The sequence below is a fragment of the Paenibacillus sp. MMO-177 genome, assembly GCF_037147795.1.
In the GTDB taxonomy this organism is placed as follows: domain Bacteria; phylum Bacillota; class Bacilli; order Paenibacillales; family Paenibacillaceae; genus Pristimantibacillus.
The window spans coordinates 627,222-653,646 of sequence record NZ_JBBCUR010000001.1 but is presented as its reverse complement, the minus strand read 5'-3'; the positions used below and the strand labels follow the sequence as shown (position 1 = coordinate 653,646).

Below are 26,425 nucleotides of genomic sequence, written 5' to 3'. Positions count from 1 at the left end.
CTGGCAGGTGGTAAAGAAATGCAACAATCCACGTTGGAAAAAAACAAGCTGATTACAACGAGCAATCCCGATTCGCCTATTGCCGAAGCGTACCGTTCTTTGCGGACGAATATTCAATTTTCCTCTATTGACGAGCCTGTGAAGACATTAATGGTAACGTCATGTCAGTCCGGTGACGGCAAAACAACAACGATTGCGAACCTCGCGGTTGCTTTCTCGCAAGAGGGCAAGCGTGTTCTGCTGGTCGATGCGGATTTGCGCCGGCCAACTCTTCATACGGTTTTTATGCTGTCCAATCAGTCCGGCCTGACGAATGTATTGGCTAATCAGATGGAATGGCAGGATGCTGTGCATTCCACATCGATTGACAATCTGTTCTTTATCGGTTCCGGACCTACTCCGCCTAATCCATCCGAAATGCTGGGCTCCAAAAAGATGAATCAGCTTATAGAAGAGCTGTCTGCCCATTACGATATGATCTTGTTTGATGCTCCGCCATCCCTGGTCGTAACTGACGGACTTGTGCTTGCTTCCAAATGCGACGGCGTAGTTGCCGTAATCAGCGTTGGAATGACAAAGCGTCAGCAAGCGAAAAAAATGTACGCCAGTCTGGAGCATGTAAAAGCGAAGCTGCTTGGAGTGGTGCTGAACAATAAGAAAAAGAAAAGTAAGGAACAGCTGTATTACACCTATTACGGTACAAACAGGAGGATGTAATGGGACAGCAAGTGAGACTCGTAATATTAGCCGGCGGTCAAGGCAGGCGGATGTGGCCGCTTTCTCATTCGAAGCGCGCGAAGCCGCTTCTTCCCCTGCTGCCTGGACCTCTTGGCGAAAAAGAGTCTTTGCTGAACAGGCTGTGGCGACAGCTGGACCAGGTTGGCCTGCAGCAGGATGCGTTTCTCGCGATCAGCCGCAATCAGACGGAGATCTTGCGCGACCGGCTCTCCATCAATCTGAACGTGATTCAGGAGCCGGAAGCGAAAGGCAGCTATCCCGCCGTTGCCCTTGCCGCTTCCTATCTTTATTCGGTTGCTTCCATTCCTCTCCACGAGACGGTTGCCGTGTTGCCGGCAGACCTGTATGTGGAGGAAGAAGACTGGCTTGAGACGCTGAAGGAGCTGCCAGAGCAGCTTCGCAGGCATCAATTGAACAGAGCGCTGACAAGCGACGAGAGCGGCATTATCGTCTTCCGGCTGGAAACCGTCATCTCCGCTCTGGCCGAAGAGGGCCTTCCAATCCAGTATGAGCAGCTATTCCGTCAATATGAGGAGCTTCATAGCCGACTGGAAGACAGAATGATCAGATTATTTAAAGGAAGCCCTACCTTCCGGATGCCGGAGCAGCCCTTTTATCGCATTAATAGCTGGAATGCTCTTTCTGCCGCCTTCCCGGAAAACGCTTCTATTTATAATGATTCGGCAGCTCCCGTAATTATGATGGGGCTGAGCGATATTACTGTGGCAATTTCTTCCGCGGGGATTCTGATTGCCGATCAAGCAGCATGCATTCCGGAGGAACGGATGCGCAATATAAGCGCGGAACATCCGACTTTGGTTCCCGGTTATGAGTCAGGACGTTGGGGCAATGCTGTCGTCATAAGCTGCATATCTAGCGAAGAAGGGCAGCAAGCAATCACAAGAAAGCTGGAAATGGTTGACGGCGGGGTTCTAGGCTATGCCTTTTATCTGAAGCGGAAGCTCGTCTGGACGGTGCTGGCCGGTGTCGGAGAGCTCGTGCGCAACGAGAAGAGATGCAGCATTAAGGCAGGCGATGTTATCGAACTCCAGCCGGGAGAGAGACATTCCGTTACGGCTAGATCCAGTCTCATAATACTGGAGTCTCACATTGGAACGGACCTTACGGAAGATGACCGGATTGTGCTTGGGGATCACGGGGAGGAAGTCAGTACGGCCATCTAGAGTATGCGGTAATGTACAAGGAGGTAACATAAGGGTGAAACGGGGCTGGAGAAGAGCGCTTATTGGCATTGGAGCGGGATTGGTCATCATTACCGCGGGAACAGCCGGATATGTCTGGCATCTGTACGGTTCGGTGAAAGAGACGGCGGACAAAATCTATGAGCCGATTCAACCAACGGTATATGTTAGCAAGGATCCGGAGATTAAGGTCAAACCGAAGCAAGCTGCTCAGGCTTTAATCGAGAAGCGGCATCCTTTTACGGTAGTGGTGATGGGCGTTGATGAGCGCGAGAACGATAAAGGACGCTCCGATACTCTAATTGTGCTTGCGGTTAATCCAGAGAAGAAATCCATCCTTATGTTCAACATCCCGCGTGATACAAGAACCGAAATTATCGGGCATGGAACAACGGATAAAATCAATCATGCTTATGCCTTTGGCGGAGTGACGATGGCGAAAAATACGGTCGAGCATTTCCTCGATTATCCCATTGATTATTACATCCGGATCAACATGGAAGGCTTCGCCCATTTGATCGACATTCTCGGCGGTGTCGAGGTAAACAATCCGTTTGCCTTCTATTACGGGGAGCATCAATTCGATGAAGGCCCCCTTAAATTGAACGGTGATCTGGCGCTTCTCTACTCCAGAATGCGTTACGATGATCCGCGAGGGGATCTCGGCCGGAATGCCAGACAGCGGGAGATTATGACGGAGGTTATGAAGAGCTCTCTCCAATTCTCGAACATTACCCAAATTCAGAAGATACTGAAGGAGCTCGGAAGCAGCGTCAAAACAAACATTACGTTTGATGAAATGAAGACCTTTATGACCGACTACCGGGAAGATCTCGGCAATATTAATACAGTTGAGATTAGCGGCTCGGGAAGCATGATTAATAAAGTATGGTACCTGATTGTAACAAAGGAGGAGAAAGAAAGAATTCACGAGCTGTTGAAAAAACAGATGAATACGAATCAGACGGCGTCTTAACAGGACGCTGTTTTTGTTTCCTAATCTGTAAACGCTTACAGGTTAAAAGCCGACAAATCATATACAAGTATTGACAACTTTCGCTAAATCCAATAAAGTAAAGATACGAATTGTAACAAATTATCGGTATTGATACAATAAGTATTAGGAGTGGGGAAGTAATGATGATGCAATTGGAAGAATGTTTTTATTGTGTGGGCTGCGGAAAAATGGTGAAGGTGTACCATGCAAAGGCACTCTTTCGGACCGGCTTTTTCCGTGTTGTCCTGCCGCTTGGCTGCTGCTCGGATTGTTCCCGAGTCCATGCGTAAACGGCTGCGCTGTCCTGAGAAGAAGGAGCATGCGATTCGCCACTTTCCCTCATACATTTAATTCGCTATAATAGACGGACGATACATAGAACTAGATTTTGGAAATTATGTATGCTTTCGAGGCAATGAATCCTCCCAAATGTCCTTACACGGCCATTTAGGGGATGATTCATTAAGCTTATGCTTTCGAAGCAATGAATCACCCAAATGTCCTTACACGGCCATTTAGAGGATGATTCATTTTAAGGAGGGAAATATGGAGCAACCAATCGTACAACTTCAGCAGGTTACGAAGCGAATCGGGAAGAAGACGATTATCGACAATCTGACGCTGGACCTGCCGCTAGGCGAAGTATTTGGTTTTCTCGGGCCCAACGGTTCCGGTAAAACAACCACCATCCGCATGATGGTAGGCCTCATGGCCATGACCTCCGGCGAGATCAAAATCGGCGGATACAGCATTCGAACCCAATACCAGCAGGCCATCCGCAATGTTGGGGCAATTGTTGAAAATCCGGAAATGTACAAATACTTGACCGGGTATCAGAATCTTGTCCATTTTGCGCGGATGATCGAGGGAGTGACTCCTGAACGGATTCAGGAGGTTATTGACCTTGTTGGACTGGAATCCCGCATTCATGATAAGGTGAAAACCTACTCTCTCGGGATGCGCCAAAGACTTGGGGTAGCCCAAGCGATCCTGCACCGTCCAAAGCTGCTTATCCTCGACGAGCCGACTAACGGACTGGATCCGGCGGGAATACGCGAGCTGCGCGATTATCTCCGCCAGCTGTCCAAGGAAGAAGGCATCGCCGTATTTGTTTCCAGTCACCTTCTTTCCGAGATGGAGCTGATGTGCGACCGGGTTGCGATTATTCAAAGCGGCAAGCTGATCGATGTGCGAACCATCCATCAAGGAGGTCTGGATGTCGCGAGCGACGTAAATATGCTGTTCGAGGTAGACAAACCTGCGGAAGCATCTGCAGTTGCGGCGGAGCTTGGCAAAGCTTCGCTCAGGGAAGGCGACAGCCTTATTATTGAAGCAAACCGCGAGTTCGCGGCGGACTTTAATGCCAGATTGGTTGCCGCAGGCATCAAGGTATACGGCATTCGCGTCCAAACCAAGTCGCTTGAGGATCAATTCCTTGAAGTAACGGGGGGTGAACGCATTGTTTAATTTTTTCAAGCTGGTTCAGAATGAGAATATGAAAATTTACCGCCGCCCGCGGACGTATGTCATGCTGGGAATATTGCTTGCCTTGATCGCGGCGATATCGGTTATCGGTTATTTCGTGGATCAAAACCATACGACCTCAGCATGGAGCATGATTATGACGGAAGTCATGATCGCTTATACGCTGATTACCGTATTCACGATTATTATCGCGTCGTCCGGCGTAGCCGATGAATTCACCAGCGGCACAATCAAGCTGCTCTTGATCCGTCCTTGGACAAGGTCCAAAATCCTGCTGTCCAAATACATTGCCGTTCTTCTGTACGCGCTGGGGATGGTCATTGTCATGCTGCTGTTTACCATCGTGCTGAATTTGATTCTGTTTGATTCCAGCGACAATACGGCAACCGATATCATTTCTCCGCTGGTCTCGGGATCTATGGCGGCTTATTTGATCAAATACGCCCTGCTGAAGTATGTGTCCCTAATCGTCACAACAACGCTGGCCTTTATGCTGGCGACCGTGTCCCGCAGCGGCGCGCTCGCTATCGGCTTGTCTCTGTTCCTGATTCTGGGGGTTAATTCCTTCACGCCGCTGCTGGCTGCTCTCAAATACAAATGGGCGGATTACATTCTGTTTATACACCTTGACCTTACGCAGTATTTGAATGATACTCCGTTGCGCGACGGTTTAACGATGGGCTTCTCTATTGCGGTCCTGGCCGTCTATTATGCCATCTTTGTCGGTCTGGCCTGGTATGTCTTCAAGAAGAGAGACGTAGCGGCTTAAAAACAAAAAAACTCCCATTCGGTTCTTCCATCCTGAAGAGCAGAATGGGAGTTTTTCGTGCTTGGCGATAAAAGCTCGAATCATGACGGAATTATCTCTCATCATATAAGAGAAAAATGGCGTATACCTAAGGGTCAGTACGAGTTTGACGAATATAATGATAGTGTTGAGTTTTTGGTAGAACAGGATGGTGAGGCATGAACGTAATGGAAACAAGGCTGCCGGGAGTAAAGCTGCTGGAGCCGCCTGTATATGGCGATCACAGGGGATTTTTTACGGAAAGCTATAACGAAAAGACGGCACGCGAGAATGGCATCCTCCATGCTTTTGTTCAGGATAATCATTCGTTGTCGGTAGAAGCGGGAGTTCTCCGCGGCATGCATTATCAGCTTCAGCCAAAAGCGCAGACGAAGCTGGTTCGGGTTACGGCGGGGGCCATCTACGATGTTATTGTAGACATACGCCGCGGCTCGCCAACCTTTGGACAATGGCAGGGCTTTATTCTAAGCGCGGCCAACAAGAGACAGTTGCTCGTTCCGCAAGGTTTTGCCCACGGTTTCTGCACGCTGGTGCCGAACTGCGAGGTACAGTATAAGGTGGATGCCTTGTACGCTGCGGAGCTTGACAGGGGCATTGCCTGGAATGATCCGGCGCTTGGCATTGACTGGCCGGTGACGAAGCCGATTTTGTCGGACAAAGACGCGAAGCATCCCGTGCTTGCCCAGGCGGAAATCAATTTTGTATATGAGGGGTGAGCAATCTGCTATGAAACTTTTAATTACGGGCGGAGCGGGGTTTATCGGGAGCAACTTCGTTCATTATATGCTTGGCCGTTATCCCGATTACGAGTTCATTAATGTTGATGCCTTAACGTATGCGGGCAACCCTGAGAATCTGCGGCAGGTGGAGAATCATCCGAACTATACGTTTGTCAAAGCGGATATTGCCGATCAGGCGGCGCTTACCCCGCTGTTTGAATCGGGGATTGACGCGGTCATTAACTTTGCCGCGGAATCTCATGTAGACCGCAGTATTTTGCAGCCGGGACTGTTTGTGCATACGAATATCGTCGGGACGCAGACGCTCCTTGATTTGTCCAAGACGTATCAGGTGAAGCGATACGTGCAGGTATCGACGGATGAAGTGTACGGTACGCTTGGGGCCAAGGGACTGTTTACGGAAAATACGCCGCTTGCGCCCAACAGTCCATATTCGGCAAGCAAAGCCGGAGCCGATCTGCTTGTCCGCGCTTATCACGAGACCTACGGTCTGCCGGCTGTCATTACGCGCTGTTCGAATAACTATGGACCGTATCAATTTCCGGAAAAGCTTATTCCTCTGATGATTCTCAACGCGCTGCAGAATAAACCGCTGCCGGTTTATGGCGACGGTCTTCAGATTAGAGACTGGCTGTATGTGGAGGATCATTGCAAAGCGATCGATCTGGTGCTTCATCAGGGCCGGATTGGCGAAGTATACAACGTTGGCGGCAGCAATGAACGGACCAATCTTCATGTGGTGCAAACCGTTTTGAAGGAGCTGGGCAAGCCCGAATCGCTGATCCGCCATGTGGAGGACCGTCCCGGCCATGACCGTCGTTATGCCATAGATGCGAATAAAATCAAAAGCGAGCTTGGATGGACGCCGGAGCACAGCTTCGAGAAAGGGATTAAATCTACGATCGCGTGGTATCTTCACCATGAAGAATGGCTCAAGCAGGTGGTATCCGGCGCATATAGGAACTATTACGATACGCAGTATGCGAAAAGGCTGGAGACCAAATGACCGGGACAGGGGAGAAAAGGAAGCTGAAGATAGCCGTAACGGGAGCAAACGGACAGCTGGGACGCGAGCTCGCCTTGCTGGACACCAAAGGACGGTTCGAGATCGTTGGATTAAGCCGCGCGGAGCTCGATATTACGGATCTGGAGCAATGCCGCAGCGTATTGTCCCGGCTGCGTCCGGATGCCGTTATTCACTGCGCGGCCTATACGGCAGTGGACAAGGCGGAAGCGGAGCCGGATGAAGCCTTCCGGATTAACGCTGCCGGTACGCGCAATATAACCGTCGCAGCCAGAGAAATTGGCGCCAAGCTATGCGCGGTGAGCACCGATTATGTATTTGACGGTACGGGAACGGTTCCGTACAAGGAGCATGACCGCGCTAATCCCCAGACCGTATACGGTCAGTCCAAGCTGGCGGGCGAGCAGGCCGTGTCGAGCCTTCATGACCGGTATTTTATCGTCAGAACCTCCTGGGTATTTGGAGCTTATGGCAATAACTTCGTAAAAACAATGCTCAAGCTTGCTTCGGAGCGGAAGCAGCTTAAGGTTGTGTCGGATCAGTGGGGCTCTCCGACCTATACCAGGGACTTGGCCGTTTTCCTGCTGGAGCTGGTAAGTACGGATTATTACGGCATCTATCATGCTTCGGGCAGCGGCGTCTGCTCCTGGTTTGAATTTGCGCAGGCCATTATGGAGGAGAGCGGCAGCAGCACGCGGGTCGAACCTTGTACGACGGAAGAGTTTCCCCGGCCGGCTCCCCGCCCGCATTATTCGGTAATGGATCACGGCGCGATTAGAAGCAACGGATTTACTCCGCTTCGGCACTGGAGGGAAGCGCTCTGCCATTATTTATCCATTCATCGTCTGGAAGGATAACAGCTTGTCTGCCGGAGATATTGGCAGATAAGCTGTTTTTCCGTTCTAAAGTATACGCGTAAGGCCGGCCGACCAAACTAAATGAATGGGAATTTGAGCACGGGGTGAGAGAATGATCGGTTGGCTGATTGCAATAATCATAGTTTTACTCCTATATAGCATCCAGTCTGCTGTCATTGTATGGATCGAAAGGCGTCTTCCGGCTAAGGCGGCCGCATGGATAGTCATTGCTCTGACTGTACCTGTTCTCGGTTTTGCGGGATACTGGATGATTGGCCGCTCGAGACGCGTCAAGAAAGGACAAGCGGTCTCAAGGGAATACGAGCAAGCGGCCGAGCGGTTGTCTATTTGTGCCGCCGGTGCGGGTGAGCTTGGGCAGTCCGGCATGCTGGAACACGAACAGCTGCTTAGGCTCCTGCGCGTTTGCTCAGGCAGGCCGGTTACGTTAGGCAACCAGGTGAAGGTTCTGACGAACGGGCGGGAGACGTTTGCTTCTATATTGGAAGAAATGAAACAAGCCAATCATCATATTCATCTGGATTATTATACGATCCGCGATGACGGAATCGGACGGGAGTTCCTGAATATCCTGACCGCCAAAGCCAAGGCGGGCGTTGAGGTTCGCGTCCTGTATGACGGGATAGGAAGCGTCAAATTGAGCAAACGGTATGTCCGGGAGCTGAAGCGGTCGGGCGTGCAGGCAAGCTGTTTCTCACCGCCGGGGGCGGCTTTGCTCCATCGGCTGCTGAACAGCCGCAATCATAGCAAGATCGCCGTTATCGACGGGAGAGTCGGATTTGTAGGCGGAATCAATATCGGAGACGAGTATTTGGGCAAGGATAAGAAGCTTGGTTTCTGGCGGGATACGCAGCTTCGGCTCGAAGGAGATGCGGTTTATTTTTTGCAGGAGCTGTTTATGAAGGACTGGGAATTGGCGGCCAAACAGCGTCTGCCGGTAAATGCCGGTTATATGCCCGAGCATGATCCGGATGAGGATTTGCAGGAACCGGTGCTTATTGTGTCCAGCGGGCCTGACCGGAGCGGTGAGCCTATTCTGGAGACGGCGTTTGCTGCCGTAAAAGCTGCCCGTACAAGCGTATATATTTCAACGCCGTATTTTATACCGGATGAGAGTCTGCTGGCCGTACTTGGAAGTGCCGCCAAAAGCGGGGTAGACGTTCGATTGATTATCCCCGGCATTCCCGACACGCAGCTCGTTCTATGGGCGACCTTGTCGTTTGTAGAGCGGATGCTGGCAGCCGGAGTCCGGGTGTACCGTTACCAGAAAGGCTTCATTCACGCGAAAGTGATGATCGTTGACGATTTGCTTGCGGTTGTGGGGACGGCCAATATGGACATGAGAAGCTTCCACAGTAACTTCGAGCAAAACGCGGTGTTGTTCGATGCTAGGACGATCAAGCGCTTAAAGCGTGATTACGAGCAGGATCTGCTCGACAGCCGCGAGCTTGATCTGGACGGCTTCCGGCAAAGACGGAAAAAGGAAAAGGCAGCGGAGGCCGCTGCCAGGCTGTTGTCGCCGCTCTTGTGAGGGGCGGCTTATTTTTTGGCTTGGATAAAGCTGAGCACATGGCCCAGATCCTGCGGTTTCACCAAATCGATCAAATCGCCGTAGCGCTGCAGCCGCTCTCCGATATTCAGCAGATGGAAGTCGGCAGGCTTTATGCCTCCGGCGTACACCTCTTCCCACTTGAGCGGCGTGGATACAGGTGCGCCATAGCGGGCTCTTGGCGTATAAGGGGCTGAGATGGTTTTCCCCTTGTAATGCTGCAAGTAATCGACGTAGATCAGATCGCCCCGGTTTTTGGTCAGGCGCTCGACGGTGAACAGCTGCGGATAGGCGCTGGATAGGTAATCTCCGACAAATTGGCCTAGCCCTCTCAGTTCATCGAAGGTGTACTTCTGCTGAACCGGTACAACAATTTGGACGCCCGTCGCGCCCGAGGTTTTGGGAACGGATTTGATCTTCATCGATTCCAGGAGCTTTCCGACAAGTGCGGCGGCTTCAATGATGCGAGGCTCCTCCTCGCGGGAAGGATCAAGATCCAGAATCCATTCGGTAGGGTATTCCGGATTGCTGATCCGGTCAAAGGAAGCATGGAACTCAAGGCAGGCCAGATTGCCGAGCCATAGCAAGGTCGGCAGATTATCGAGATGGATATACGAGATCCCTTCGTTCCGGGCGATAGGGACAAACTCAGGCTTTGGCTCCGGGCAGTTTTTCTGGTAAAACGATTTGCCCGCATAACCATGCGGATAACGGATCGTGGTCAAATAACGGTCCTTGCAATGCTTGAGCAAAAAAGGCGACAGCATGGCAAGCTTCTCCAAATACATCAGCTTGGTGATCCCGTGTTCGGGCCAAAGCGGTTTCTCCGGATTTGTGACGGTTATCTCATGTCCTTCCACGATAACGGTTGCGGGCTGTTTGGCGGATGAGCTTGTTCGGTTCATGGACGGCCTCCTGTCGGATTAAGACCAAAGGATACGAGCTTTGGATGCCTTAATAACCCCGCCGATGTCAGTTCGAGCCCGGTTACCCGGCAAGGAAGCGGGGAAGGCAGCCAAATAATGCTCTCGCCCTTAAGCTCAGCCGGCAAAGCCGGAAAAGGCATCGGCCACGAAGGAGCATCGCTTCTTCGCAGCTGCAGCATTTCTCCAAGCTTATCTCGCATCGCTTCATCTAATCCAAGGGAGACGCTGCCGATAAATCGTCCTTGATCGGACATGATCAGGCTTGCCGCACGGCCTTCGCGTCGCTTCACGCCAACGATGCCGACATCCAGAAGAAGCGCCCTTTTCTTTTTCAGCCAATCGCGATGCGCCTTGCCTTCCTTATAAGCACTATCAAGCCTTTTGCTGACGATTCCTTCCCACTGATGCTCATCGACCCATTTCCAGAGTGCATCCGCATCCGTATAGAGATCGGCTATAAGAAGCCGGTCGGATTGCACCGGCTTTAGTTTGGCAATCAGCCGTTTATGCCTTTCCGCATAAGGTAGCATACGCAAGTCCTCGTCGCCCTCCTGCAGGAGGTCGAAGAGAACGTACAGCACTTTTCCTTTGTTTGAAGACGAGGAGAGATTTCCGCCAAAGCTCCGTTCACGGCTTAACACCATTTGGAAGTTTGGGCGCTCTCCATCGTAATAGACAATCTCTCCGTCCAGCATGCAGGGACCAAGTGCTTCGGCCTGCTCCTGCAATGTCCGGTGGATTTCCGGATAGACGGCATTTTTGTTGAGCAGCTTCCGCGAGTACAGGTCAATCCTGCCGTCATTGTTAACCGTAGCCACGATCCGGACGCCGTCCCATTTGATCTGGTAAATCCAGCCGGATTCCTTCGGGACATGTTCATCCGCAACGGGAATCATCGGCTCGGCAGGAAGCGTAAAGACCGTCATTAAGAGACAGTCTCCGTTGCTTTAGGCTTTTTGGCTCTAGGTTTGCGTGGTTTCACTACCGGTTGATCCGCGGCTGCCGAAGAAGCTGCTGCTGCAGGTTTGCCAGCGCCGGTATCGAGACCAACTCCGCCCGGAGGAAGCTTGGCCGCATCAAGACTAGCTTGAAGAGCCGCCATTAGATCAAGCACATTCGTTTGCTCCTGCTGCGGGGCGACGCGTATTTCTTGGCCGGCAATTTTATCATTAATGGCCTGAAGCATGTTGACCCGGTAGTCATCGGTATATTTGGACGGTTCGAACGGGGTGGACAGCTGCTCGATTAGAAGCTTTGCCATCGTCAGTTCTTTATCGTTAATGTTGAACGATTCGGGAATGCCGGGAACATGGGAAATCGAACGGATCTCATCCGGATAAAAAATCGTCTCCATCGCCAGGCAGTTATCAATGACCCGGATAGCGGCCAGACTGCTTTTCGAACGGATCGATACCTTGGCTACGCCAATCTTGCCCGTATCGGACATCGCCTGAAGCAATAAGCCGTAAGCGTTGCTTCCGGCTTGATCCGGGGACAAATAATACGTCTTTTGAAAGTAGACGGGATCAATTTCCTCGAGTGCGACAAAATCAAGGATTTGAATCGTATGCGACTTTTCTCCCGCAAGCTGCTCGAGCTCGTCTTTTTCAAACAGCACATAACGGCCTTTCTCATACTCATAGCCTTTAATAATGTCGTCCCATCCAGCCTCTACATCGCAATTGGGACAGCGCCGCACGTAAGCGATAGGACTGCCGCAAGGCTTGTGAATCATGCGCAGCGAAATATCTTTATCCTCCGTAGCGGTGAACATTTTTACCGGCACATGGACAAGCCCGAAGCTGATTGCACCTTTCCACACCGTATGCATCTGGTTATCTCCTCCTAAAATAAATTTTAAGCAAGTTTAAGCTTTCTCCTTTTCTTTATTGTTCCCGCAATGCATGAGAATCAATCAATTCGGGTATATTTTGCTTGAACCAACAATGCTTACAGCAAGGAGTGAACCGACCATGATGGAATTTGACGACCTGGAGAACAAGGAGCAGGCGCCGGCGGACAAATGGGATGAAGGCCGCGACAATTACTTTATGGATATAGACCGTATGGTAAATGAAGGCTTAGGCGGAGGCACTGTGTCCCCGCATAACGGGTTAATCGATGAATCGACAACCGATTACATGGTTCCCGAAACAAAGGACTGAGCTGCAGAAGCAAGCCAGAAGGAGGCCGTGAAGCCAAAATGGACGTAAACCGTGCGAAACAAATTTTTAATTCGGAGGAATCGATCAAGGTTCATCTTGATGACGGGAATTCCGTATGGATTGAACATGTGGATGAAGCAAGCGGTACGGCGACCGTACAGGTCGGAGGAAATTCCAGGACGGTGCCCGTAGACCGTCTGCAAGAAGGATAAAGCGACAATGAAGAAAGGCCGTCGGGGGTTTAGACCCGGACGGTTTTTTGCTCTTTTACAAATATAGTAAATAATCCTTATGAACAATTTGTAAAAAATTTGAAACCTTTGACCCTTTTCCATCGTCTATACTAAGGTGTATTTTTGGAATTGATTTCTATTTTAGAGAAGGTGAGGAAAAGGGATGAAGAAATCGTTGAAAGGCAAGCTGCTTGCCACGGTCCTGGCGCTCAGCTTGCTTCCGGTTGGAAGTCTTGCTTACGCCGCGGATTCAGGGACAGTAACAATTGTTGCCTCCGGTAGCGCGGGAGCAAGTGCCGCCCCGGGCGGCGTATTGGACGAAAGCCTGGCAAAAATTTCGAAGGATGAGGCAGTCGAACGTTTCAGAAAGCTGTTTCCGGAATTGAAGGATGCCGAGGTTGTTAGCGTTGACCTTGGCAACCCGAATCAATATCCGCCAAGCAATGAGATGGTATGGACGATTCAATGGAGCTTGTCCGTCGAGAACGGAACTCACGGATTTGATTCCAGGATAGATGCGATTACCGGAGATATCATTACATATTATAATCCGCTCCCTAAGGGAGAAGCTTATTATCCGGCAAAAGTATCGAGAGCAGAAGCCGAGAAAATCGCCAAGCAGTTCATCTTGGTTGCTTCACCGTCCATGAAATCGACAGACAAGCTTCAGCTTAAGCCGGTCGAGAGCGAGTATCCGCAAATTTTATTTGGCCCGGTACAATACAGCTTCAGCTATCAGGCTCAAGTGAACGGCATTCCGACAACAAGCAACCAAATTCAGGTGATTGTTGACGGTAACGGAAATATTATTAATTATTACGGTTTCAGCACGGGGAAAGATTATCCGTCTGCGGATACAACCCTGACAGCGGTGCAAGCTGCGGAAAAACTGAAAAAAGAATTAAAGCTTCAGCTGTCTTATATTCCCGGCGCTGATTATTACGTGAACCAAAGGAATGCATCGGCTTACCGACTTGGTTATGTTGCGGTTAGCGGGATCGGCCTGATTGATGCAAAGTCGGGCAAGTTCCTCGATGATCAAGGTCAGGCCGTTGATTCTTATCCGGCGGTCAGCTATTCCCCCATCTCTTCATCGGCTGCTGCATTCAAGCCTCATGCAGGAGGGGAATTGACCAAGGAGGAAGCGATAGCGGTTGTTAATGCTGTCGCCGGCAAGGCAAACGCGGAAGGAACCCAGCAAGCTTCGATCAGTACCGACCGTAACGGCCGCAAGACTTGGTCGATTTTTAATGGCAGTCCGTTTGGCGGTACTCAAACTCATGCGACTGTGGATGCAAAGACCGGCCAGCTGATCGATTTCTACTCTTATTCTTACCCGACCGGTGATTCCTCCACTGCCGAAACGGCAAATAAGCCGTCGATTACGGAAGCCGAAGCGAAGGCGAAGGTCCAGGATCTCGTTACCAAGCTGTATCCGGATGCTTCCGGCAGCTTGAAGCTGGTTGAACGCGCGGGAGCGGTTTCCTATAGTCCGGATACGGCGTTTATCTACAGCTTCCAGCAGTTCTATAAAGACAAACCGATCCAGTCGTCGGTTGTTCAGGTTAATCTGGATGGCAAAGGAAATCTGACTAATTATTATAATATGACTACGCCGTCGGATAAGCTAAGCAAGCTGGATTCCTTAACCGCGAAAATGACGGAGGAAGAAGCGCTTAAGCTATACCGGGACGCTATCGGTGTCGAACTGCAATATACGACGATCGGGGGCATTTATGTTGATGGCAAGCTTCAAGAGCAGCAAGTGAAGCTTGTGTATGCGCCTAAGCTGACTGACGACAACAACTGGGGCATTATTGTTAACGCCGTTACAGGCAAGCTGGAGCAGCAATATATTTTCCCAGGCGCGACGGAATCGAAGGGTGAATTTCCTGCTGACGCCAAGAAGCATTGGGCAGCCAAATCTCTTCAGACTATGTTTGATTATGGAGTTATCAAGCCGGAAGCGGACGGATTCATTCATCCGGACAAAACCGTTAGCAACGGAGATTGGGTCAATATGCTGCTAGCCGGCTTTACGGGAGGACAAAGCTATATCACTCCGGAGAAGCAGCGCTTTGCCGACATTCCGGTCGACAGCCAGTATGCCCAGGCGGTAGAGTATCTGGTGCAGAGGGGCGTCCTGAAAGCAACCCCGACCCAAAAGCTGCACCCTGAGCAGGCTTTGACGCGCGGCGATTTGGCTGTCTGGCTGACAAAACTGCTGAAATACGACAAGCTGTCCGAGTTTATGTCCGGCGATACCGACGTGACAAAGCTGAAGGATGCAGCTCAAATCAAAAATAAAGGCGCCGTAACCATTGCGATGAAGCTGGGACTGTTGACGGCTGAGAACGGGAAGTTTAACCCGAACGCTCCGGTTACGAAAGCACAGATCAGCACCGTTCTGCTTAGACTTGCGACCTTGCAGGACAAAGTGGATACGCCGATTATGAACAGTTATTATTGATCGTTTATACAATGCGAAAAGCTGCCGGAAACGGCAGCTTTTTTATGCTACTCTTTATCCCCCAAAAGCATCGCGGAATGCCCAGCGGAGTTTCTCGACATCCACTTCCCACAGCTCGGCGATATCGCCGGCAACGTTCTCGTCCCACCAGTCGGACAGAACCTTGCGGTTTTTCTCGTTCTCTGCAATAAAGATGAGGTTCATAACGACCTTTTTGTAATACAAGTCCTCGGCCTGCTCCATTTTCTCTTTGGGTATCCATACCTTCAACCGTTTGACGGTTCGATACAGTTCATTGCTGCAGGCGCGGCGGATTTTTCGTGCGGACGGCAGGCCGGACGTATGCTTCTGGGTAGTTGACTTCATCGTGAACCGACTCCTCTCTAACTCATAAATATGCGCCCGAGTTTGAGACGGTCACTTCATAAGCAACGTATTACTGTTTGTTAATGGACCTCGATATAGCCCACCATCGGTCCGCCATTGTTCATATCGGTATGAATCTGGCATATAATGGGGTAGGTCCCGGCTTGCTCGGGCGTAAACCGGACAACCGTCGTTTGTCCTTTTTTCACCTCGCCTTTAATGCCCAGGCCTTCAATGACAAAAGGATGGCTGCTGCCGTTAACGCCGCTGATGCGAAGCTCGACAGGCTCGCCCTTGCGGAGGCTGACGGTGCCCGGATCCCAGCGGTATACCTCCAGCTTTTTGCCGTCTTCGGTCGTTGTGCTGAATTCGCCCGTTACAAGCTGGATGGTTTGTACCTTTGTCGGCTGGCTGCTTGCCGTATGCGCTTGGTCCCAGCTTAAATAGACGGCTGCCAGGAGGATGATAAGCAGGGCAAACACAAATAGCTGTACATGTTTTTTAGTAATGATAAATACACGCGGCATAGGGAGTCCTCCTCTTAAACTTTTTAATGGGAACGGTTTCGAAGTTATGCTAGTGTATGCGGAGGCCTGTCCCGGCATGACACCTTTCGTCGCATGGACAAGCCGGACTATAGCCGGGTGGATGCCTATCCGCTTCGTATGGTAGAATACAGTCAATTGCTATTATTTAGGACGGGAAGGCGGGATGGAATGGATTTGATAAAGGATATATTGCACCAAATTTTAGTATGGATTGAAAGCCTCGGTTACTTCGGAATACTAATTGGATTGCTCATAGAGGTGATTCCAAGTGAAATAGTATTGGGTTTCGGCGGATACTTAGTGTCGGAAGGGAAAATATCGTATCTGGGCGCGATTATTTTCGGCGTGCTTGGCGCGGTTGGGCAGAACTGGATTTTGTACGCGATTGGAAGATTCGGCGGCCGCCCTCTGGTGGAGAAATACGGCAAGTATATTAAGATTAAGATGAAGCATGTCGATATCGCGGAAGGCTGGTTCAAGAAATACGGAGCGGGTATCGTTTTTACCGCCCGTTTTATCCCGGTTATGCGCCAGGTCATCTCGATTCCTGCAGGGATGGCAAAGATGAACTTCGGCTTGTTTACGCTGCTGACGGCGCTTGCGTCCATCCCCTGGACGATATTATTCGTTCATTTGGGCAAAACATTAGGTGAGAATTGGGAAGACGTCGATCAGAAGGCCGCTCAGTATGTACAGCCGGCCATTCTCATTGCCGTAGCCTTGTTGATTGTTTATGTGGTGTACAAGTTTATTCGTTCCAAAGGCAAGTCTGTATAATAAACAATAATAAACGGATAACAGAAAGAGGGATGAACATGAGCAGAAGCGTTGCCGACAAATTAAACAAAGGGATTAGCCCGCAGCAGTTTGTTGATGGAATGACCAAGAACAAGGAAGCGTTCCAGGGCTGGTACGATAAATTTGAATGGGCAAGCGATAGCGACCGCGAATTTTTCGAATCGCTGAAAAGCCGCAATGATCTTCACGTCTTTATTCTGATGGCGGATTGGTGCGGCGACGTTGTCCGCAATATTCCGGTTGTATTCCGTGCGCTGGAGACGGGAGAAGTTCCGGTTGAGGTTCTTATTATGGAAGAAAATCTCGATACGATGGATCAGTTCTTGACGATGGGAGGACGCTCGGTTCCGGTTGTTATCGTAACCGACGCGGAGGGCAAGGTTATACACGGTACTTGGGGGCCGAGACCAACCTACGTTCAGGAACCGATGGTGCTGTTCAAGAAAGAAAATCCGGACCGCGAAGCAGCGGACTACCAGGATAAGCTTGCGGAGACCCGCAAAGAAATTATGCGCCGATACGGGGAAGGCACCGGTTATCAGGCTTTGGTTGTACAGGAACTAAGAGCGTTGATAGAATCGATTTAAAACGGATTAGATTGGAGTATTGCGAACATGCGCATTGAAACGTTTACGCTGGGCCCGCTGCAAACCAATGCTTATCTATTGACGGAAAAAGATGAGCAGAGCGGCGAAGAGCGCGGAATCATAATCGATCCCGGAATGGGGCCGAAGCGGCTGCTGGACCGGATCGCCGGAGTTAAAGTTGAAGCGATTCTGCTCACGCATGCCCACTTTGATCACATGGGCGGCGTAGAGGAAGCAAGAACCGCCGCAGGTTGTCCGGTGTACATTCACGACCTTGAGGCGGATTGGCTGACCGATGCCCGCAAGAACGGCTCGATGCGGTGGTCGGATGTGACGCCGCCGCTCACGACAAGTCCTGCCGAATACGCGCTGGATGAAGGGCAGACGCTGAATTTCATCGGTCATGCGTTTAAAGTCTTACATACGCCCGGTCATTCTCCGGGCAGCGTCAGCTTCCTCTGCGGGAATGATATCTTCTCGGGAGATGTTCTGTTCCGGCAATCTGTGGGCCGGACTGACCTGCCTGGCGGCAGGGAGCGGGATTTGTTCGATTCGATTCAATTAAAGCTGTACAAGCTTCCGCCTGAAGTTACGGTTTACCCGGGACATGGGCCCAAAACAACGATTGGCTTTGAAATGGCCAATAATCCTTATGTGAGATAATAATTTCTTAATCAAACCGCCGGCTGATTCTGCCGGCGGTTTGCTGCTTGTGGGGTTTCGTTTCCGGGAATATGGAAAAGCGGTTTCAAATCTGAGACAATATAGTTATGGCCTTTTTGTAAATGAAAAGTTTGAAGGGACGGTGCAGTTGTTTGGCGGATACTAAAGTAAAGCAAGTAGAAGAGGAAGCGGCAGGCGCAGGCAAACGGACATCCGAGCAGGTTGCTGCCGAGAATGAACAAATCATAAAAAGCATGGCATCGCAGCTGTCGATTCCGATTACGAAAGTCAAATCGGCTGTAGCTTTGCTGGATGAAGGCAATACGATTCCGTTTATCGCGCGCTACCGGAAAGAGATGACCGGCGAGCTCGACGAGAATGATCTTCGCGCGATTGAAGAACGGCTGCAATATATGCGCAATCTGGAAGAGCGCAAACGCGAAGTGGTCCGTCTGATTGACGAGCAGGGGAAGCTGACCGATGAGCTTCGCCGCTCGATCGAGGCTTCAAGCAAGCTGCAAGAAGTCGAGGACCTGTACCGTCCGTACCGGCAGAAGCGCAAGACGCGCGCCAGCGTTGCGAAGGAGCGCGGGTTGGAGCCGCTTGCCTTGTGGCTGTGGGCGCAGCCCCGCCAGGGCGAGCCGCTGGTTGAGGCGGCTAAATATATAAACGAGGACAAGGGAGTAGCGTCGGCGGAGGATGCTCTTCAAGGCGCAATGGACATCCTTGCGGAGAATATCGCGGATGACGCGGCGATCCGTTCCTGGGTGAGGAAGCATACTTTTGATCAGGCGCTGCTTAAGACCGAAGCGAAAAACGCGGAGGCCGAATCCGTCTATGAGATGTATTACAGCTATCAGGAGCCGGTTCGGAAGCTGCCGCCGCACCGAGTCTTGGCGATTAACCGCGGGGAGCGGGAAGATATTCTGCGCGTCTCGTTTGAGCTTTCCGCGGAACGAATCCATGAGTTTATCCAGCGCAAAGTGCTTCGCCAGCAGACGGCGCCTGCCGTACGTGAAGTATTAGCGGCTGTCATTGAGGATGCTTACAAACGGCTTATTTCCCCTTCGATCGAGAGGGAAGTGCGCGGCGAGCTGACGGAGAAAGCAGAGGAGCATGCGATTTCGATCTTCTCGGAAAATCTGCGCAACCTGCTGCTCCAGCCACCGGTTCGCGGCAATGTCGTATTGGGCGTTGACCCGGCATACAGGACGGGCTGCAAGCTCGCCGTTATTGACGATACCGGCAAACTGATGGAAGTAGCCGTCACCTATCCGACTCCTCCCAACAATAAGGTTGCGGAAGCGGAAAAAATCATCAACGGATTGATTGACCGTTACGGCGTATCGCTAATCGTAATCGGCAACGGGACGGCCTCACGCGAGACGGAGCAGTTTATTGCCGGCTTGATCGGCAAACGCAAGGCAGCCGGACAAGCCGAGCTGAAATATATCATCGTAAGCGAGGCTGGGGCGAGCGTCTATTCCGCGTCCAAGCTTGCGGCGGAAGAGTTCCCTGATCTTGACGTAGCCGAGCGCAGCGCGGTGTCGATTGCGCGCCGTCTGCAGGATCCGCTCGCCGAGCTTGTGAAGATCGAGCCGAAAGCGATCGGCGTCGGGCAATACCAGCATGACGTCAGCCAGAAGCGGCTCGACGAAAGCCTTGGCGGCGTTGTTGAATCTGCCGTTAACCATGTCGGCGTAGACGTAAACACGGCATCCGCGTCACTCCTTTCTTACGTCGCGGGGATCAATGCAACGATTGCGAAAAATATCGTGAAGTATCGCGAGGAGAACGGCCGGTTCGCAAAACGCGGCCAGCTGCAGAAGGTGCCGCGGCTTGGCGCTAAATCTTACGAGCAGTGCATTGGCTTCCTCCGTATTCCGGAAGCGGCGAATCCGCTGGACAGCACGCCGATTCACCCGGAATCCTACGATGTTGTCGGCAAGCTGTTTGCCGAGCTTGGCCTGAAGCAGAATCAGCTTGGCACGGAGGAGCTGAAGGAGAAGCTGTCGGGAATCGATCCAGCAGCCATTGCGCCTTCGCTTGGCGTAGGGGTGCCAACGTTGAAGGATATTATCGACAGCTTGCTCCGTCCGGGGCGTGACCCGCGCGAGGAGCTGCCGCCGCCGATCTTCCATACCGATGTCCTCAATATCGAAGACTTGACTCCGGGGATGGAGCTGCAAGGAACCGTACGGAACGTTATCGACTTTGGCGCCTTTATCGATATCGGCATCAAGAACGACGGTCTTGTCCATATTTCGCAGATGAGCGATAAATTCGTGAAGCATCCGATGGATGTCGTATCCGTTGGCGACAATGTCACCGTATGGGTGCTTGGCGTTGATTTGAAAAAAGGCCGGGTATCCCTTACCATGCGCAAGCAGGCATAATTTCGGGCTTGCTGACGGCTTATTTCGGACCCTATAATACAGATGTGCCTCTAAGATCCTACTAAAGGAAGGAGAGGATGGACATCATTATTCAACCCGATAACAATCCGATTCAAACGGAAAAAGAACGGTGCAGCAGCGCTCCGAACCATAAATGGTTTGGCTTGTCCCTGCAGGCGCTTGTTGTGCTATCCCGCAAACCAAATGCCTGTACCAGCGCGGAGCTCGCCGGCCATATGAAGTCGGAAGCAACGATGCTGCGGCGAGTACTGGCCAAGCTGGCCCGGGAACAGCTGCTTGAGACGAGGGAAGGCCGTGACGGCGGTTACCGCTTGAAGCGTGCCCCTGAGACGATTACGCTTGCCGACGTCTATTTGGCTTTGCGCGTAGGGGAGCCATTATGCAGCGGAATGCTTGATACAACCGGCATCCATGATTTTGGTCAGGAGATGCGGGTTGCTTTTACGGAAATAACCGACGAAGTGGAACGAAGGACGCTGGAAGTGCTGCGCCAGGTTACAATTGCCCAGCTCTCCGAGAGGATCTGCGCGCTAAAGCGAATGGATTTGAATAACTAATGATGACGGCGGAAAAAATAGTCACGATAGCCCAGTTGACTTTCCGCCGTCTCGATTTTATACTGTTATCAAAACTGTTACAGATGCGAGCTTACTGACAACATAAAAGGCTCCTTTGCATATTTGTAACTGTGTAAAATTATTCGCAGTTTAATCTGTGGTTTATTTCTCACAGTCATCATCTCTCTTATGCCTTTTTTTGGTTTTAACTGAGCAATCTGGTACACAGATCATTTAATTATTGGAGGGAACCAACAATGGCTATCGAAACACAAGTTGGCAAGGATTTTACCGAAGTACTGACATCCCGTCGCTCTGTTCGTCATTATGATCCGTCTTTCAAAATCTCGGACGAAGAAATCAAAGAAATTTTGGAACTTGCAACCAAGGCTCCGTCTTCGGCAAACACGCAATCCTGGCGTTTCCTGGTAATCACGGACCAAGCGCTCAAAGATCAATTGCTCCCAATTGCGAACAATCAGCAGCAGGTTGTTGACGCATCGGCTGTAGTCGTTATTCTGGGCGATCTGGAGTTCTACACCAAGCTTGGCGAGATTAACGGTGCGGCAGTTAAAGCCGGCTACATGACCGAAGAGATTGCTCAGCGCTTTACGGATCATTACACAAAACTGTTCCCTTCTATTCCTAAGGAGCGCGTGACCGAGATCGTTGCCTTTGATGCCGGTCTTGTATCGATGCAAATTATGCTGGCCGCTAAGTCCAAAGGGTATGACACTGTGCCGATGGGCGGTTATGACCGAGATAAGCTGAAAGCTTTCTTCGAAATTCCGGACCGTTACCTGCCGCTTCTTGTTCTGCCGATTGGCAAAGCAAAAGAGGAAGGCCGTCCAACCGTACGTCTTCCGCTCGACGAAATTACGTTCTGGAACAGCGTAAAATAATTCCGGATGTAAAAAACTCCCGCAGCAGCTTCGCTGGCGGGAGTTTTTTAGGTTTTTAATGAAGAGTTATTTCGGGACGGCTTCCGTCTTCGTTTTTTGTTGTTTGCTTGCTCCGATAGAAATACCAGCATTCATTCAGCAGCTTAATCTGCCTAAGGTCCTTCTTCTGAAAAGCACGCATCATTTGATTGCAAAGCCATTGCGGCATTCGTATCTTCTCCTTCCGGCCATACCTGATGTATTACTACAGTATGGAGAAGGGCGAATGTCCGTGCAGGTCCTACTTAGAGTTCTTCTTCCTCGTACCATTGTTCAAGCTGGGCTTGCAGGGCACGAATCTCGGTGAGCAGGGCAATCAGCGGGTAAGCCGATTCTTTGACAGCCGCAAAATCGCGTTCCAGCTCATTAATGTAGTCCAGACCGGAGACGATCCGGATCGAGCTGTCATGAAGCTCGACATTGTCGCATTCCGCCACCGCATACGGCAGCTGAGGCACATGATCAGCGGTAAGCTTGTCAATCTCTTTATGAAGGCGCAGGTTCAGCGCGCTGAGCTGGTAAGCATGAGTTTCCGGCATCTCAACAAAGAAAATTTGGCTGCTGCCGTTCATAAGGACATAACGCATCGTAGGCATGGTAAAAATAAACTCCCCTCGTAGGCCATCTATAATGATTGCTACTTGACAGTGTAGCGTATGAACGCTTTAAAATTCAAGTACTGGGGGAGAATACAATGACCATGAAAATGAATGACGACGAATTGCAGCAATGGGTCGAGCGCGTATCGCTCGAAAGCTTTGGACGACCCTTCATACACAAAGCAACCTTTAACGGACGCTTGAAGGCAACGGGCGGACGTTATTTTACGAAATCGCATAACATCGAGATTAGTCCTCATCAATTAGAAGCGTTTGGCGAAGAAGAAACCGAAAAAATAATTAAGCATGAGTTATGTCATTATCATCTCCATATTATGAGGAGAGGGTACCAGCACCGGGATGAGGATTTCAAAAAGCTGCTCGCTTACGTCGGCGGATCCCGTTACTGCAAAACGCTGCCGGAGAGGGCGGCAAAGGCGCCAGCCCCATATAAATACAAGCTTGTTTGCCGCAGCTGCGGTACCGAATATCCGCGTAAGAGAAGGCTTGATCCGGCCCGCTATGCATGCGGAAAATGTCGCGGAAAACTTTTTTTAAAAAACGCTTGACCTTCTGAAATGGCCGTGATATATTATTACTTGTCGCCGCGGTAAACAAGCGGTTGAGACGAAAGAAAAAAGCAAGTGATTGAAGCGTATTCCCTGATAGCTCAGTTGGTAGAGCACTCGACTGTTAATCGAGTTGTCACAGGTTCGAGTCCTGTTCGGGGAGCCATGGAGAGATACCCAAGTGGCTCAAGGGGACCCTCTGCTAAGGGGTTAGACTGCGTAAGTGGTGCGAGGGTTCGAATCCCTCTCTCTCCGCCATATTTTTCTTGGTGGACAAGTCGCTCGAGAGAGATGACGATAGGAACAGCAAGTAAGTAAGGCCCGTTGGTCAAGGGGTTAAGACACCTCCCTTTCACGGAGGTAACAGGGGTTCGAATCCCCTACGGGTCACCATTTCCTTTAATGTAGCGGCTCTCGAGAGTTCGTTTTACAGCATGAGAGCCATTAGCTCAGTTGGTAGAGCACCTGACTTTTAATCAGGGTGTCGAAGGTTCGAGTCCTTCATGGCTCACCATTTCTTCTCCCTCGAAGTGATGGTATGAAGGAAATGAAATTGAAATGTGCGGTAGTGGTGGAATGGCAGACACGCTATCTTGAGGGGGTAGTGGGCGTACGCCCGTGGAGGTTCGAGTCCTCTCTACCGCACCATAACTTAAAAGTTCAATCCCTTACATTCGTAAGGGATTTTTTTGTGTTTTCTTTTTGAAATCGGATTTGAACTTTGGACTTTGGAACAGGCGGGGCTATAATGAAAAGAATAAGCCATATATAATGGAACCTGCCTGGTGATAAGGAAAGTTCGACGAGGAGGGATAGATGTCATGATTAAAGTGCTTGTTGTAGATGATGAAGTCAGTATCTCCAGCGCGATTGCCTATGCTTTGCAGCGTGAAGGGTTTACGGTAGAGACGGCCGGTGACGGTATGGAGGCGCTTGAGAAAGTGGCTGCCTTCAAGCCGGATGTTATGGTGCTCGATGTGATGATGCCCAAGATGAACGGCTACGAGGTATGCCGGAAGCTGGAGGCGGGCAACAGACCTGCCATTATGCTGCTAACCGTTAAAAACGATATTGTGGATAAAGTGCTTGGGCTGGAGCTTGGCGCCGATGACTATATGACCAAACCGTTTGATATCCGGGAAGTGGTAGCCCGCGTGAAGGCTCTCCACAGGCGGCGCCAGATTGAAACGCCGGAACAGGATTCGAATAAAGAGGGCAAATTGGAGCTTGGCGGAATAGCAATTGATTTGTTAAGCCGCACGGTCAAGGTTGACGGAGAGACTTTGGATCTTACGCCAAAGGAATTTGATCTGTTGGCGCTGCTGGCGAAGCACCCGGACCGGGTATACTCCAGGGAAGCGCTGCTTGAACAGGTATGGGAGATGGATTTTGCCGGCGGTACGCGTACCGTGGACATTCATGTGCAAAGGCTCCGCAAGAAGCTTGGCGAATGGCAAGGACTCATACAAACGGTTTACGGTATCGGCTATAAAAGCACGAGGACAAACGGATGACCCGAGTTGCCGTTTCCGGGCATAAGTTCAGGATTGGCTTAAAGGGTAAAATCACCGTTTTCCTCGCGCTGTTGCTCGCATTTGTAGTGGTGCTGCTCAGCATGCTGGTGCTTGCGGGTATCCGCGAGGACCAGCAGAAGCGAATGGAGCAAAGCTTCTCCCAGCTGGCGAGTTCGGCGAATCTTCGCGTGCGCGAAGAGTATTTAACCGGGGAACGGGTGTCGCCGGACGAATTTATGGAGCGCAATGGCCAAAGTCTGGCCGTAGATCTTGGCGGGCAAAGCGGGATGGCGGTGACGTTGTACAGCGCTGACGGGGAATTTGCCGGGACATCGCTGCCGGTACAGCCGGTAACCGACGTAAAAGATGCGCTTGCCCATACCGCCAAAGGGCAGGAGGCCTATATTACGCTAGGCAATCAAGTGCTGTATCTGGCGCCGCTGTATAATGCCGATCAATTTCTCGGCAGCGTGCAGTTCCACGGCTCGCTTCAAGATCAGAAAATGTTCTACCGCCATATCCGCGATTTGTTTGTCGGGACGGGGGCAGCCGTGTTGGCAGTTGGTCTTTTGCTTGGCTATTTGTACGTCTGGAGGCAAGCGTTTATCCTTGGCAAGCTGAATCAGGCGGCCAAGGATATTGGAGAAGGCCGTTACCTGGACAGGCCGCCCGTTCGCAGGAGGGATGAGATTGGCGAGCTTGCGGAAGGCATTTACGATATGAGCGGCAGTATCGCTTCTTATGTCGACGAATTAAACGAAGAGAAGCAGAAGCTGCTCACGGCAATCAAGCGGCTGCGGGAGCTGGAGCAGCAGCAAAAGCAGTTTATCGGCAATATCAGCCATGAGCTGAAAACACCTCTAACCTCTATTCTCGCGTATTCGGATTTGCTTGGCATGTACAGCGATGATCCGGTTTTGCTCCAAAACGCCCGTACGCAGATAAGCAAGGAAGCGGAGCGCTTATATGCGCTCATCGAGAAGGCGCTTCAGCTCTCTTCGATGGATATTTACGATTTTGAGACAAATGCCGCCCATTTCCAGGTGAAGCCGCTGCTCGAGGATGCTATAGGCCGTCTACATATTAAAGCGGAAAAGCAAAGGATTACGCTCTTGTCCGATTTAAAGGACGACCTCGTATGGGCGGATTCGGATAACCTCATGCATATGGTTACGAATTTGCTTAGCAACGCGATCAAATACAACCGTCCTGGAGGTTGGGTTCGGCTTTCCAACCGTTCCGAAACGGAGGCTGCAGGAGAAAGACGCGTCATTATCGAGGTTGCGGACAGCGGGATCGGCATACCGGAAGAGCTTCGGAACCGGATCTTCGACCCGTTCTTTACCGTAAGCGACGACCGCTCCCGGGAAACCGGCGGTACGGGGCTTGGTCTGGCTTTAGTCAGGAGCTTGGCCGAGAAGCAGCATGGCACCGTCAAACTGGCCGAATCAGGGCCTGAGGGCTCCAGATTTGTCATCTCCCTGCCCGGAGATCCTATAGCGATAGAGCCCCAAGAAGAATAAACAACAAGCCTGGATTTTCCGGGCTGTTTTTTATTTTGGGCATTCTAATAAAATGTTGTTACAACTTGGATACATTTCGGATATGTTTTCGATATATAGGCCTTCTATACTAAGGGAAACTGTTAAAAATC

General features: G+C 50.9%; 28 protein-coding genes and 5 tRNA genes. 26 read left to right on the top strand and 7 right to left on the bottom strand.

Annotated elements, in window-relative coordinates; all coding sequences use genetic code 11:
* The first annotated feature begins 18 nt into the window (after positions 1-18).
* The 9 genes from WFK81_RS02945 (at position 19) to cls (ending at position 9,400) form a co-directional block, all read left to right on the top strand.
* Positions 19-717 (top strand): CpsD/CapB family tyrosine-protein kinase, encoded by a 699-nt coding sequence (locus WFK81_RS02945; RefSeq protein WP_336784946.1) that lies wholly within the window; start codon positions 19-21, stop codon positions 715-717.
* Positions 717-1,922 (top strand): sugar phosphate nucleotidyltransferase, encoded by a 1,206-nt coding sequence (locus WFK81_RS02940; RefSeq protein WP_336784945.1) that lies wholly within the window; start codon positions 717-719, stop codon positions 1,920-1,922. The genes WFK81_RS02945 and WFK81_RS02940 overlap by 1 nt, the downstream gene beginning before the upstream one ends.
* Before the next feature lie 34 nt (positions 1,923-1,956).
* Positions 1,957-2,916, top strand: a complete 960-nt coding sequence (locus WFK81_RS02935) for an LCP family glycopolymer transferase (protein ID WP_336784944.1) — start codon at positions 1,957-1,959, stop codon at positions 2,914-2,916.
* 567 nt (positions 2,917-3,483) lie between these two features.
* Complete coding sequence (locus tag WFK81_RS02930; RefSeq protein ID WP_336784943.1) at positions 3,484-4,404, top strand: ABC transporter ATP-binding protein; 921 nt, start codon at positions 3,484-3,486, stop codon at positions 4,402-4,404.
* Positions 4,397-5,191, top strand: a complete 795-nt coding sequence (locus WFK81_RS02925) for an ABC transporter permease (RefSeq protein ID WP_336784942.1) — start codon at positions 4,397-4,399, stop codon at positions 5,189-5,191. Before WFK81_RS02930 ends, WFK81_RS02925 begins: the two co-directional genes overlap by 8 nt.
* A gap of 197 nt (positions 5,192-5,388) precedes the next feature.
* The gene (rfbC, locus tag WFK81_RS02920; protein WP_336784941.1) at positions 5,389-5,946 is read left to right on the top strand and encodes a dTDP-4-dehydrorhamnose 3,5-epimerase; all 558 of its coding nucleotides are present in this window, start codon (positions 5,389-5,391) and stop codon (positions 5,944-5,946) included.
* A gap of 10 nt (positions 5,947-5,956) precedes the next feature.
* The gene (gene rfbB, locus WFK81_RS02915) at positions 5,957-6,976 is read left to right on the top strand and encodes a dTDP-glucose 4,6-dehydratase (protein WP_336784940.1); all 1,020 of its coding nucleotides are present in this window, start codon (positions 5,957-5,959) and stop codon (positions 6,974-6,976) included.
* 23 nt (positions 6,977-6,999) lie between these two features.
* Positions 7,000-7,851, top strand: a complete 852-nt coding sequence (rfbD, locus tag WFK81_RS02910; RefSeq protein ID WP_336785470.1) for a dTDP-4-dehydrorhamnose reductase — start codon at positions 7,000-7,002, stop codon at positions 7,849-7,851.
* 112 nt (positions 7,852-7,963) lie between these two features.
* A complete protein-coding gene (cls, locus tag WFK81_RS02905; protein WP_336784939.1) occupies positions 7,964-9,400 on the top strand; it encodes a cardiolipin synthase in 1,437 nt (478 codons plus the stop codon).
* Between the two features lie 8 nt (positions 9,401-9,408).
* Here the strand turns inward: cls and ligD are convergent, their stop codons facing one another.
* Genes ligD through ku form a run of 3 tightly spaced genes read right to left on the bottom strand, consistent with a single transcriptional unit; the run spans position 9,409 to position 12,175 of the window.
* Positions 9,409-10,323, bottom strand: coding sequence for a non-homologous end-joining DNA ligase (gene ligD / locus WFK81_RS02900; RefSeq protein ID WP_336784938.1), 915 nt, complete (start codon positions 10,321-10,323; stop codon positions 9,409-9,411).
* Positions 10,320-11,270 carry an ATP-dependent DNA ligase gene (locus tag WFK81_RS02895; RefSeq protein ID WP_336784937.1) on the bottom strand — a complete coding sequence of 317 codons (951 nt, stop codon included), beginning with the start codon at positions 11,268-11,270 and terminating at the stop codon, positions 10,320-10,322. Before WFK81_RS02895 ends, ligD begins: the two co-directional genes overlap by 4 nt.
* On the bottom strand, positions 11,270-12,175 hold the full coding sequence (ku, locus tag WFK81_RS02890; protein WP_336784936.1) for a non-homologous end joining protein Ku: 906 nt from the start codon (positions 12,173-12,175) through the stop codon (positions 11,270-11,272). Before ku ends, WFK81_RS02895 begins: the two co-directional genes overlap by 1 nt.
* 145 nt (positions 12,176-12,320) lie before the next feature.
* Here ku and WFK81_RS02885 point away from each other — a divergent pair, with 145 nt between their 5' ends.
* From WFK81_RS02885 to WFK81_RS02875, 3 genes are all read left to right on the top strand, one after another.
* Entirely contained in the window at positions 12,321-12,509 is a 189-nt protein-coding gene (locus WFK81_RS02885; protein ID WP_336785469.1) for a hypothetical protein, read from the top strand.
* Between the two features lie 38 nt (positions 12,510-12,547).
* Positions 12,548-12,721 (top strand): H-type small acid-soluble spore protein, encoded by a 174-nt coding sequence (locus tag WFK81_RS02880; protein ID WP_336784935.1) that lies wholly within the window; start codon positions 12,548-12,550, stop codon positions 12,719-12,721.
* 184 nt (positions 12,722-12,905) lie between these two features.
* Complete coding sequence (locus WFK81_RS02875; protein ID WP_336784934.1) at positions 12,906-15,212, top strand: YcdB/YcdC domain-containing protein; 2,307 nt, start codon at positions 12,906-12,908, stop codon at positions 15,210-15,212.
* A 54-nt stretch (positions 15,213-15,266) separates the two neighbouring features.
* Here WFK81_RS02875 and WFK81_RS02870 read toward each other — a convergent pair whose 3' ends face one another.
* Entirely contained in the window at positions 15,267-15,578 is a 312-nt protein-coding gene (locus WFK81_RS02870; RefSeq protein ID WP_336784933.1) for a dehydrogenase, read from the bottom strand.
* Positions 15,579-15,658: 80 nt separating this feature from the next.
* Positions 15,659-16,105, bottom strand: coding sequence for a cupredoxin domain-containing protein (locus tag WFK81_RS02865; protein ID WP_336784932.1), 447 nt, complete (start codon positions 16,103-16,105; stop codon positions 15,659-15,661).
* Between the two features lie 189 nt (positions 16,106-16,294).
* On the opposite strand from WFK81_RS02865, the gene WFK81_RS02860 reads away from it, so the two are divergent.
* The 6 genes from WFK81_RS02860 (at position 16,295) to WFK81_RS02835 (ending at position 22,050) form a co-directional block, all read left to right on the top strand.
* Positions 16,295-16,903, top strand: coding sequence for a DedA family protein (locus WFK81_RS02860; protein ID WP_336784931.1), 609 nt, complete (start codon positions 16,295-16,297; stop codon positions 16,901-16,903).
* Positions 16,904-16,941: 38 nt separating this feature from the next.
* The gene (locus WFK81_RS02855) at positions 16,942-17,511 is read left to right on the top strand and encodes a thioredoxin family protein (protein ID WP_336784930.1); all 570 of its coding nucleotides are present in this window, start codon (positions 16,942-16,944) and stop codon (positions 17,509-17,511) included.
* A 27-nt stretch (positions 17,512-17,538) separates the two neighbouring features.
* A complete protein-coding gene (locus WFK81_RS02850; protein ID WP_336784929.1) occupies positions 17,539-18,174 on the top strand; it encodes an MBL fold metallo-hydrolase in 636 nt (211 codons plus the stop codon).
* A gap of 152 nt (positions 18,175-18,326) precedes the next feature.
* Positions 18,327-20,570, top strand: coding sequence for a Tex family protein (locus WFK81_RS02845; protein ID WP_336784928.1), 2,244 nt, complete (start codon positions 18,327-18,329; stop codon positions 20,568-20,570).
* Between the two features lie 77 nt (positions 20,571-20,647).
* On the top strand, positions 20,648-21,148 hold the full coding sequence (locus tag WFK81_RS02840) for an Rrf2 family transcriptional regulator (RefSeq protein ID WP_336784927.1): 501 nt from the start codon (positions 20,648-20,650) through the stop codon (positions 21,146-21,148).
* 257 nt (positions 21,149-21,405) lie between these two features.
* A complete protein-coding gene (locus tag WFK81_RS02835) occupies positions 21,406-22,050 on the top strand; it encodes a nitroreductase family protein (protein ID WP_336784926.1) in 645 nt (214 codons plus the stop codon).
* Between the two features lie 55 nt (positions 22,051-22,105).
* Here WFK81_RS02835 and cmpA read toward each other — a convergent pair whose 3' ends face one another.
* Together cmpA and WFK81_RS02825 are read right to left on the bottom strand one after the other, a co-directional pair.
* Complete coding sequence (cmpA, locus tag WFK81_RS02830) at positions 22,106-22,258, bottom strand: cortex morphogenetic protein CmpA (RefSeq protein WP_336784925.1); 153 nt, start codon at positions 22,256-22,258, stop codon at positions 22,106-22,108.
* A gap of 76 nt (positions 22,259-22,334) precedes the next feature.
* Positions 22,335-22,685: a hydrolase/acyltransferase gene (locus tag WFK81_RS02825; protein ID WP_336784924.1), complete on the bottom strand. Its 351-nt coding sequence runs from the start codon at positions 22,683-22,685 to the stop codon at positions 22,335-22,337.
* Positions 22,686-22,795: 110 nt separating this feature from the next.
* Between WFK81_RS02825 and WFK81_RS02820 the strand changes: the two genes are divergently transcribed.
* The 8 genes from WFK81_RS02820 to WFK81_RS02785 all read left to right on the top strand — a co-directional run bounded on the left by WFK81_RS02820 (position 22,796) and on the right by WFK81_RS02785 (position 26,294).
* A complete protein-coding gene (locus WFK81_RS02820) occupies positions 22,796-23,257 on the top strand; it encodes a SprT family protein (RefSeq protein WP_336785468.1) in 462 nt (153 codons plus the stop codon).
* A gap of 90 nt (positions 23,258-23,347) precedes the next feature.
* Positions 23,348-23,423: transfer RNA gene (locus WFK81_RS02815), tRNA-Asn, on the top strand.
* A 1-nt stretch (position 23,424) separates the two neighbouring features.
* Positions 23,425-23,515 (top strand) — tRNA-Ser (locus WFK81_RS02810).
* A gap of 60 nt (positions 23,516-23,575) precedes the next feature.
* A tRNA-Glu gene (locus WFK81_RS02805) sits at positions 23,576-23,650 on the top strand.
* Positions 23,651-23,695: 45 nt separating this feature from the next.
* A tRNA-Lys gene (locus tag WFK81_RS02800) sits at positions 23,696-23,771 on the top strand.
* A 48-nt stretch (positions 23,772-23,819) separates the two neighbouring features.
* Positions 23,820-23,905, top strand: a tRNA-Leu gene (locus tag WFK81_RS02795).
* 173 nt (positions 23,906-24,078) lie between these two features.
* Positions 24,079-24,771, top strand: coding sequence for a response regulator transcription factor (locus tag WFK81_RS02790; protein ID WP_336784923.1), 693 nt, complete (start codon positions 24,079-24,081; stop codon positions 24,769-24,771).
* Positions 24,768-26,294, top strand: a complete 1,527-nt coding sequence (locus tag WFK81_RS02785; protein WP_336784922.1) for a sensor histidine kinase — start codon at positions 24,768-24,770, stop codon at positions 26,292-26,294. Before WFK81_RS02790 ends, WFK81_RS02785 begins: the two co-directional genes overlap by 4 nt.
* Positions 26,295-26,425 lie beyond the last annotated feature (131 nt).

Coding starts and splice junctions, on each gene's coding strand:
- ku (WP_336784936.1), bottom strand. CDS start 12,175: ATGCATACGGTGTGGAAAGGTGCAATCAGCTTCGGGCTTGTCCATGTG.
- rfbC (WP_336784941.1), top strand. CDS start 5,389: ATGAACGTAATGGAAACAAGGCTGCCGGGAGTAAAGCTGCTGGAGCCG.
- WFK81_RS02850 (WP_336784929.1), top strand. CDS start 17,539: ATGCGCATTGAAACGTTTACGCTGGGCCCGCTGCAAACCAATGCTTAT.
- WFK81_RS02870 (WP_336784933.1), bottom strand. CDS start 15,578: ATGAAGTCAACTACCCAGAAGCATACGTCCGGCCTGCCGTCCGCACGA.
- WFK81_RS02880 (WP_336784935.1), top strand. CDS start 12,548: ATGGACGTAAACCGTGCGAAACAAATTTTTAATTCGGAGGAATCGATC.
- WFK81_RS02930 (WP_336784943.1), top strand. CDS start 3,484: ATGGAGCAACCAATCGTACAACTTCAGCAGGTTACGAAGCGAATCGGG.
- WFK81_RS02860 (WP_336784931.1), top strand. CDS start 16,295: ATGGATTTGATAAAGGATATATTGCACCAAATTTTAGTATGGATTGAA.
- WFK81_RS02835 (WP_336784926.1), top strand. CDS start 21,406: ATGGCTATCGAAACACAAGTTGGCAAGGATTTTACCGAAGTACTGACA.
- cmpA (WP_336784925.1), bottom strand. CDS start 22,258: ATGCCGCAATGGCTTTGCAATCAAATGATGCGTGCTTTTCAGAAGAAG.
- WFK81_RS02790 (WP_336784923.1), top strand. CDS start 24,079: ATGATTAAAGTGCTTGTTGTAGATGATGAAGTCAGTATCTCCAGCGCG.
- ligD (WP_336784938.1), bottom strand. CDS start 10,323: ATGAACCGAACAAGCTCATCCGCCAAACAGCCCGCAACCGTTATCGTG.
- cls (WP_336784939.1), top strand. CDS start 7,964: ATGATCGGTTGGCTGATTGCAATAATCATAGTTTTACTCCTATATAGC.
- rfbB (WP_336784940.1), top strand. CDS start 5,957: ATGAAACTTTTAATTACGGGCGGAGCGGGGTTTATCGGGAGCAACTTC.
- WFK81_RS02840 (WP_336784927.1), top strand. CDS start 20,648: ATGGACATCATTATTCAACCCGATAACAATCCGATTCAAACGGAAAAA.
- WFK81_RS02895 (WP_336784937.1), bottom strand. CDS start 11,270: ATGACGGTCTTTACGCTTCCTGCCGAGCCGATGATTCCCGTTGCGGAT.
- WFK81_RS02875 (WP_336784934.1), top strand. CDS start 12,906: ATGAAGAAATCGTTGAAAGGCAAGCTGCTTGCCACGGTCCTGGCGCTC.
- WFK81_RS02885 (WP_336785469.1), top strand. CDS start 12,321: ATGGAATTTGACGACCTGGAGAACAAGGAGCAGGCGCCGGCGGACAAA.
- WFK81_RS02785 (WP_336784922.1), top strand. CDS start 24,768: ATGACCCGAGTTGCCGTTTCCGGGCATAAGTTCAGGATTGGCTTAAAG.
- WFK81_RS02825 (WP_336784924.1), bottom strand. CDS start 22,685: ATGCCTACGATGCGTTATGTCCTTATGAACGGCAGCAGCCAAATTTTC.
- WFK81_RS02945 (WP_336784946.1), top strand. CDS start 19: ATGCAACAATCCACGTTGGAAAAAAACAAGCTGATTACAACGAGCAAT.
- WFK81_RS02820 (WP_336785468.1), top strand. CDS start 22,796: ATGAATGACGACGAATTGCAGCAATGGGTCGAGCGCGTATCGCTCGAA.
- WFK81_RS02855 (WP_336784930.1), top strand. CDS start 16,942: ATGAGCAGAAGCGTTGCCGACAAATTAAACAAAGGGATTAGCCCGCAG.
- WFK81_RS02940 (WP_336784945.1), top strand. CDS start 717: ATGGGACAGCAAGTGAGACTCGTAATATTAGCCGGCGGTCAAGGCAGG.
- WFK81_RS02865 (WP_336784932.1), bottom strand. CDS start 16,105: ATGCCGCGTGTATTTATCATTACTAAAAAACATGTACAGCTATTTGTG.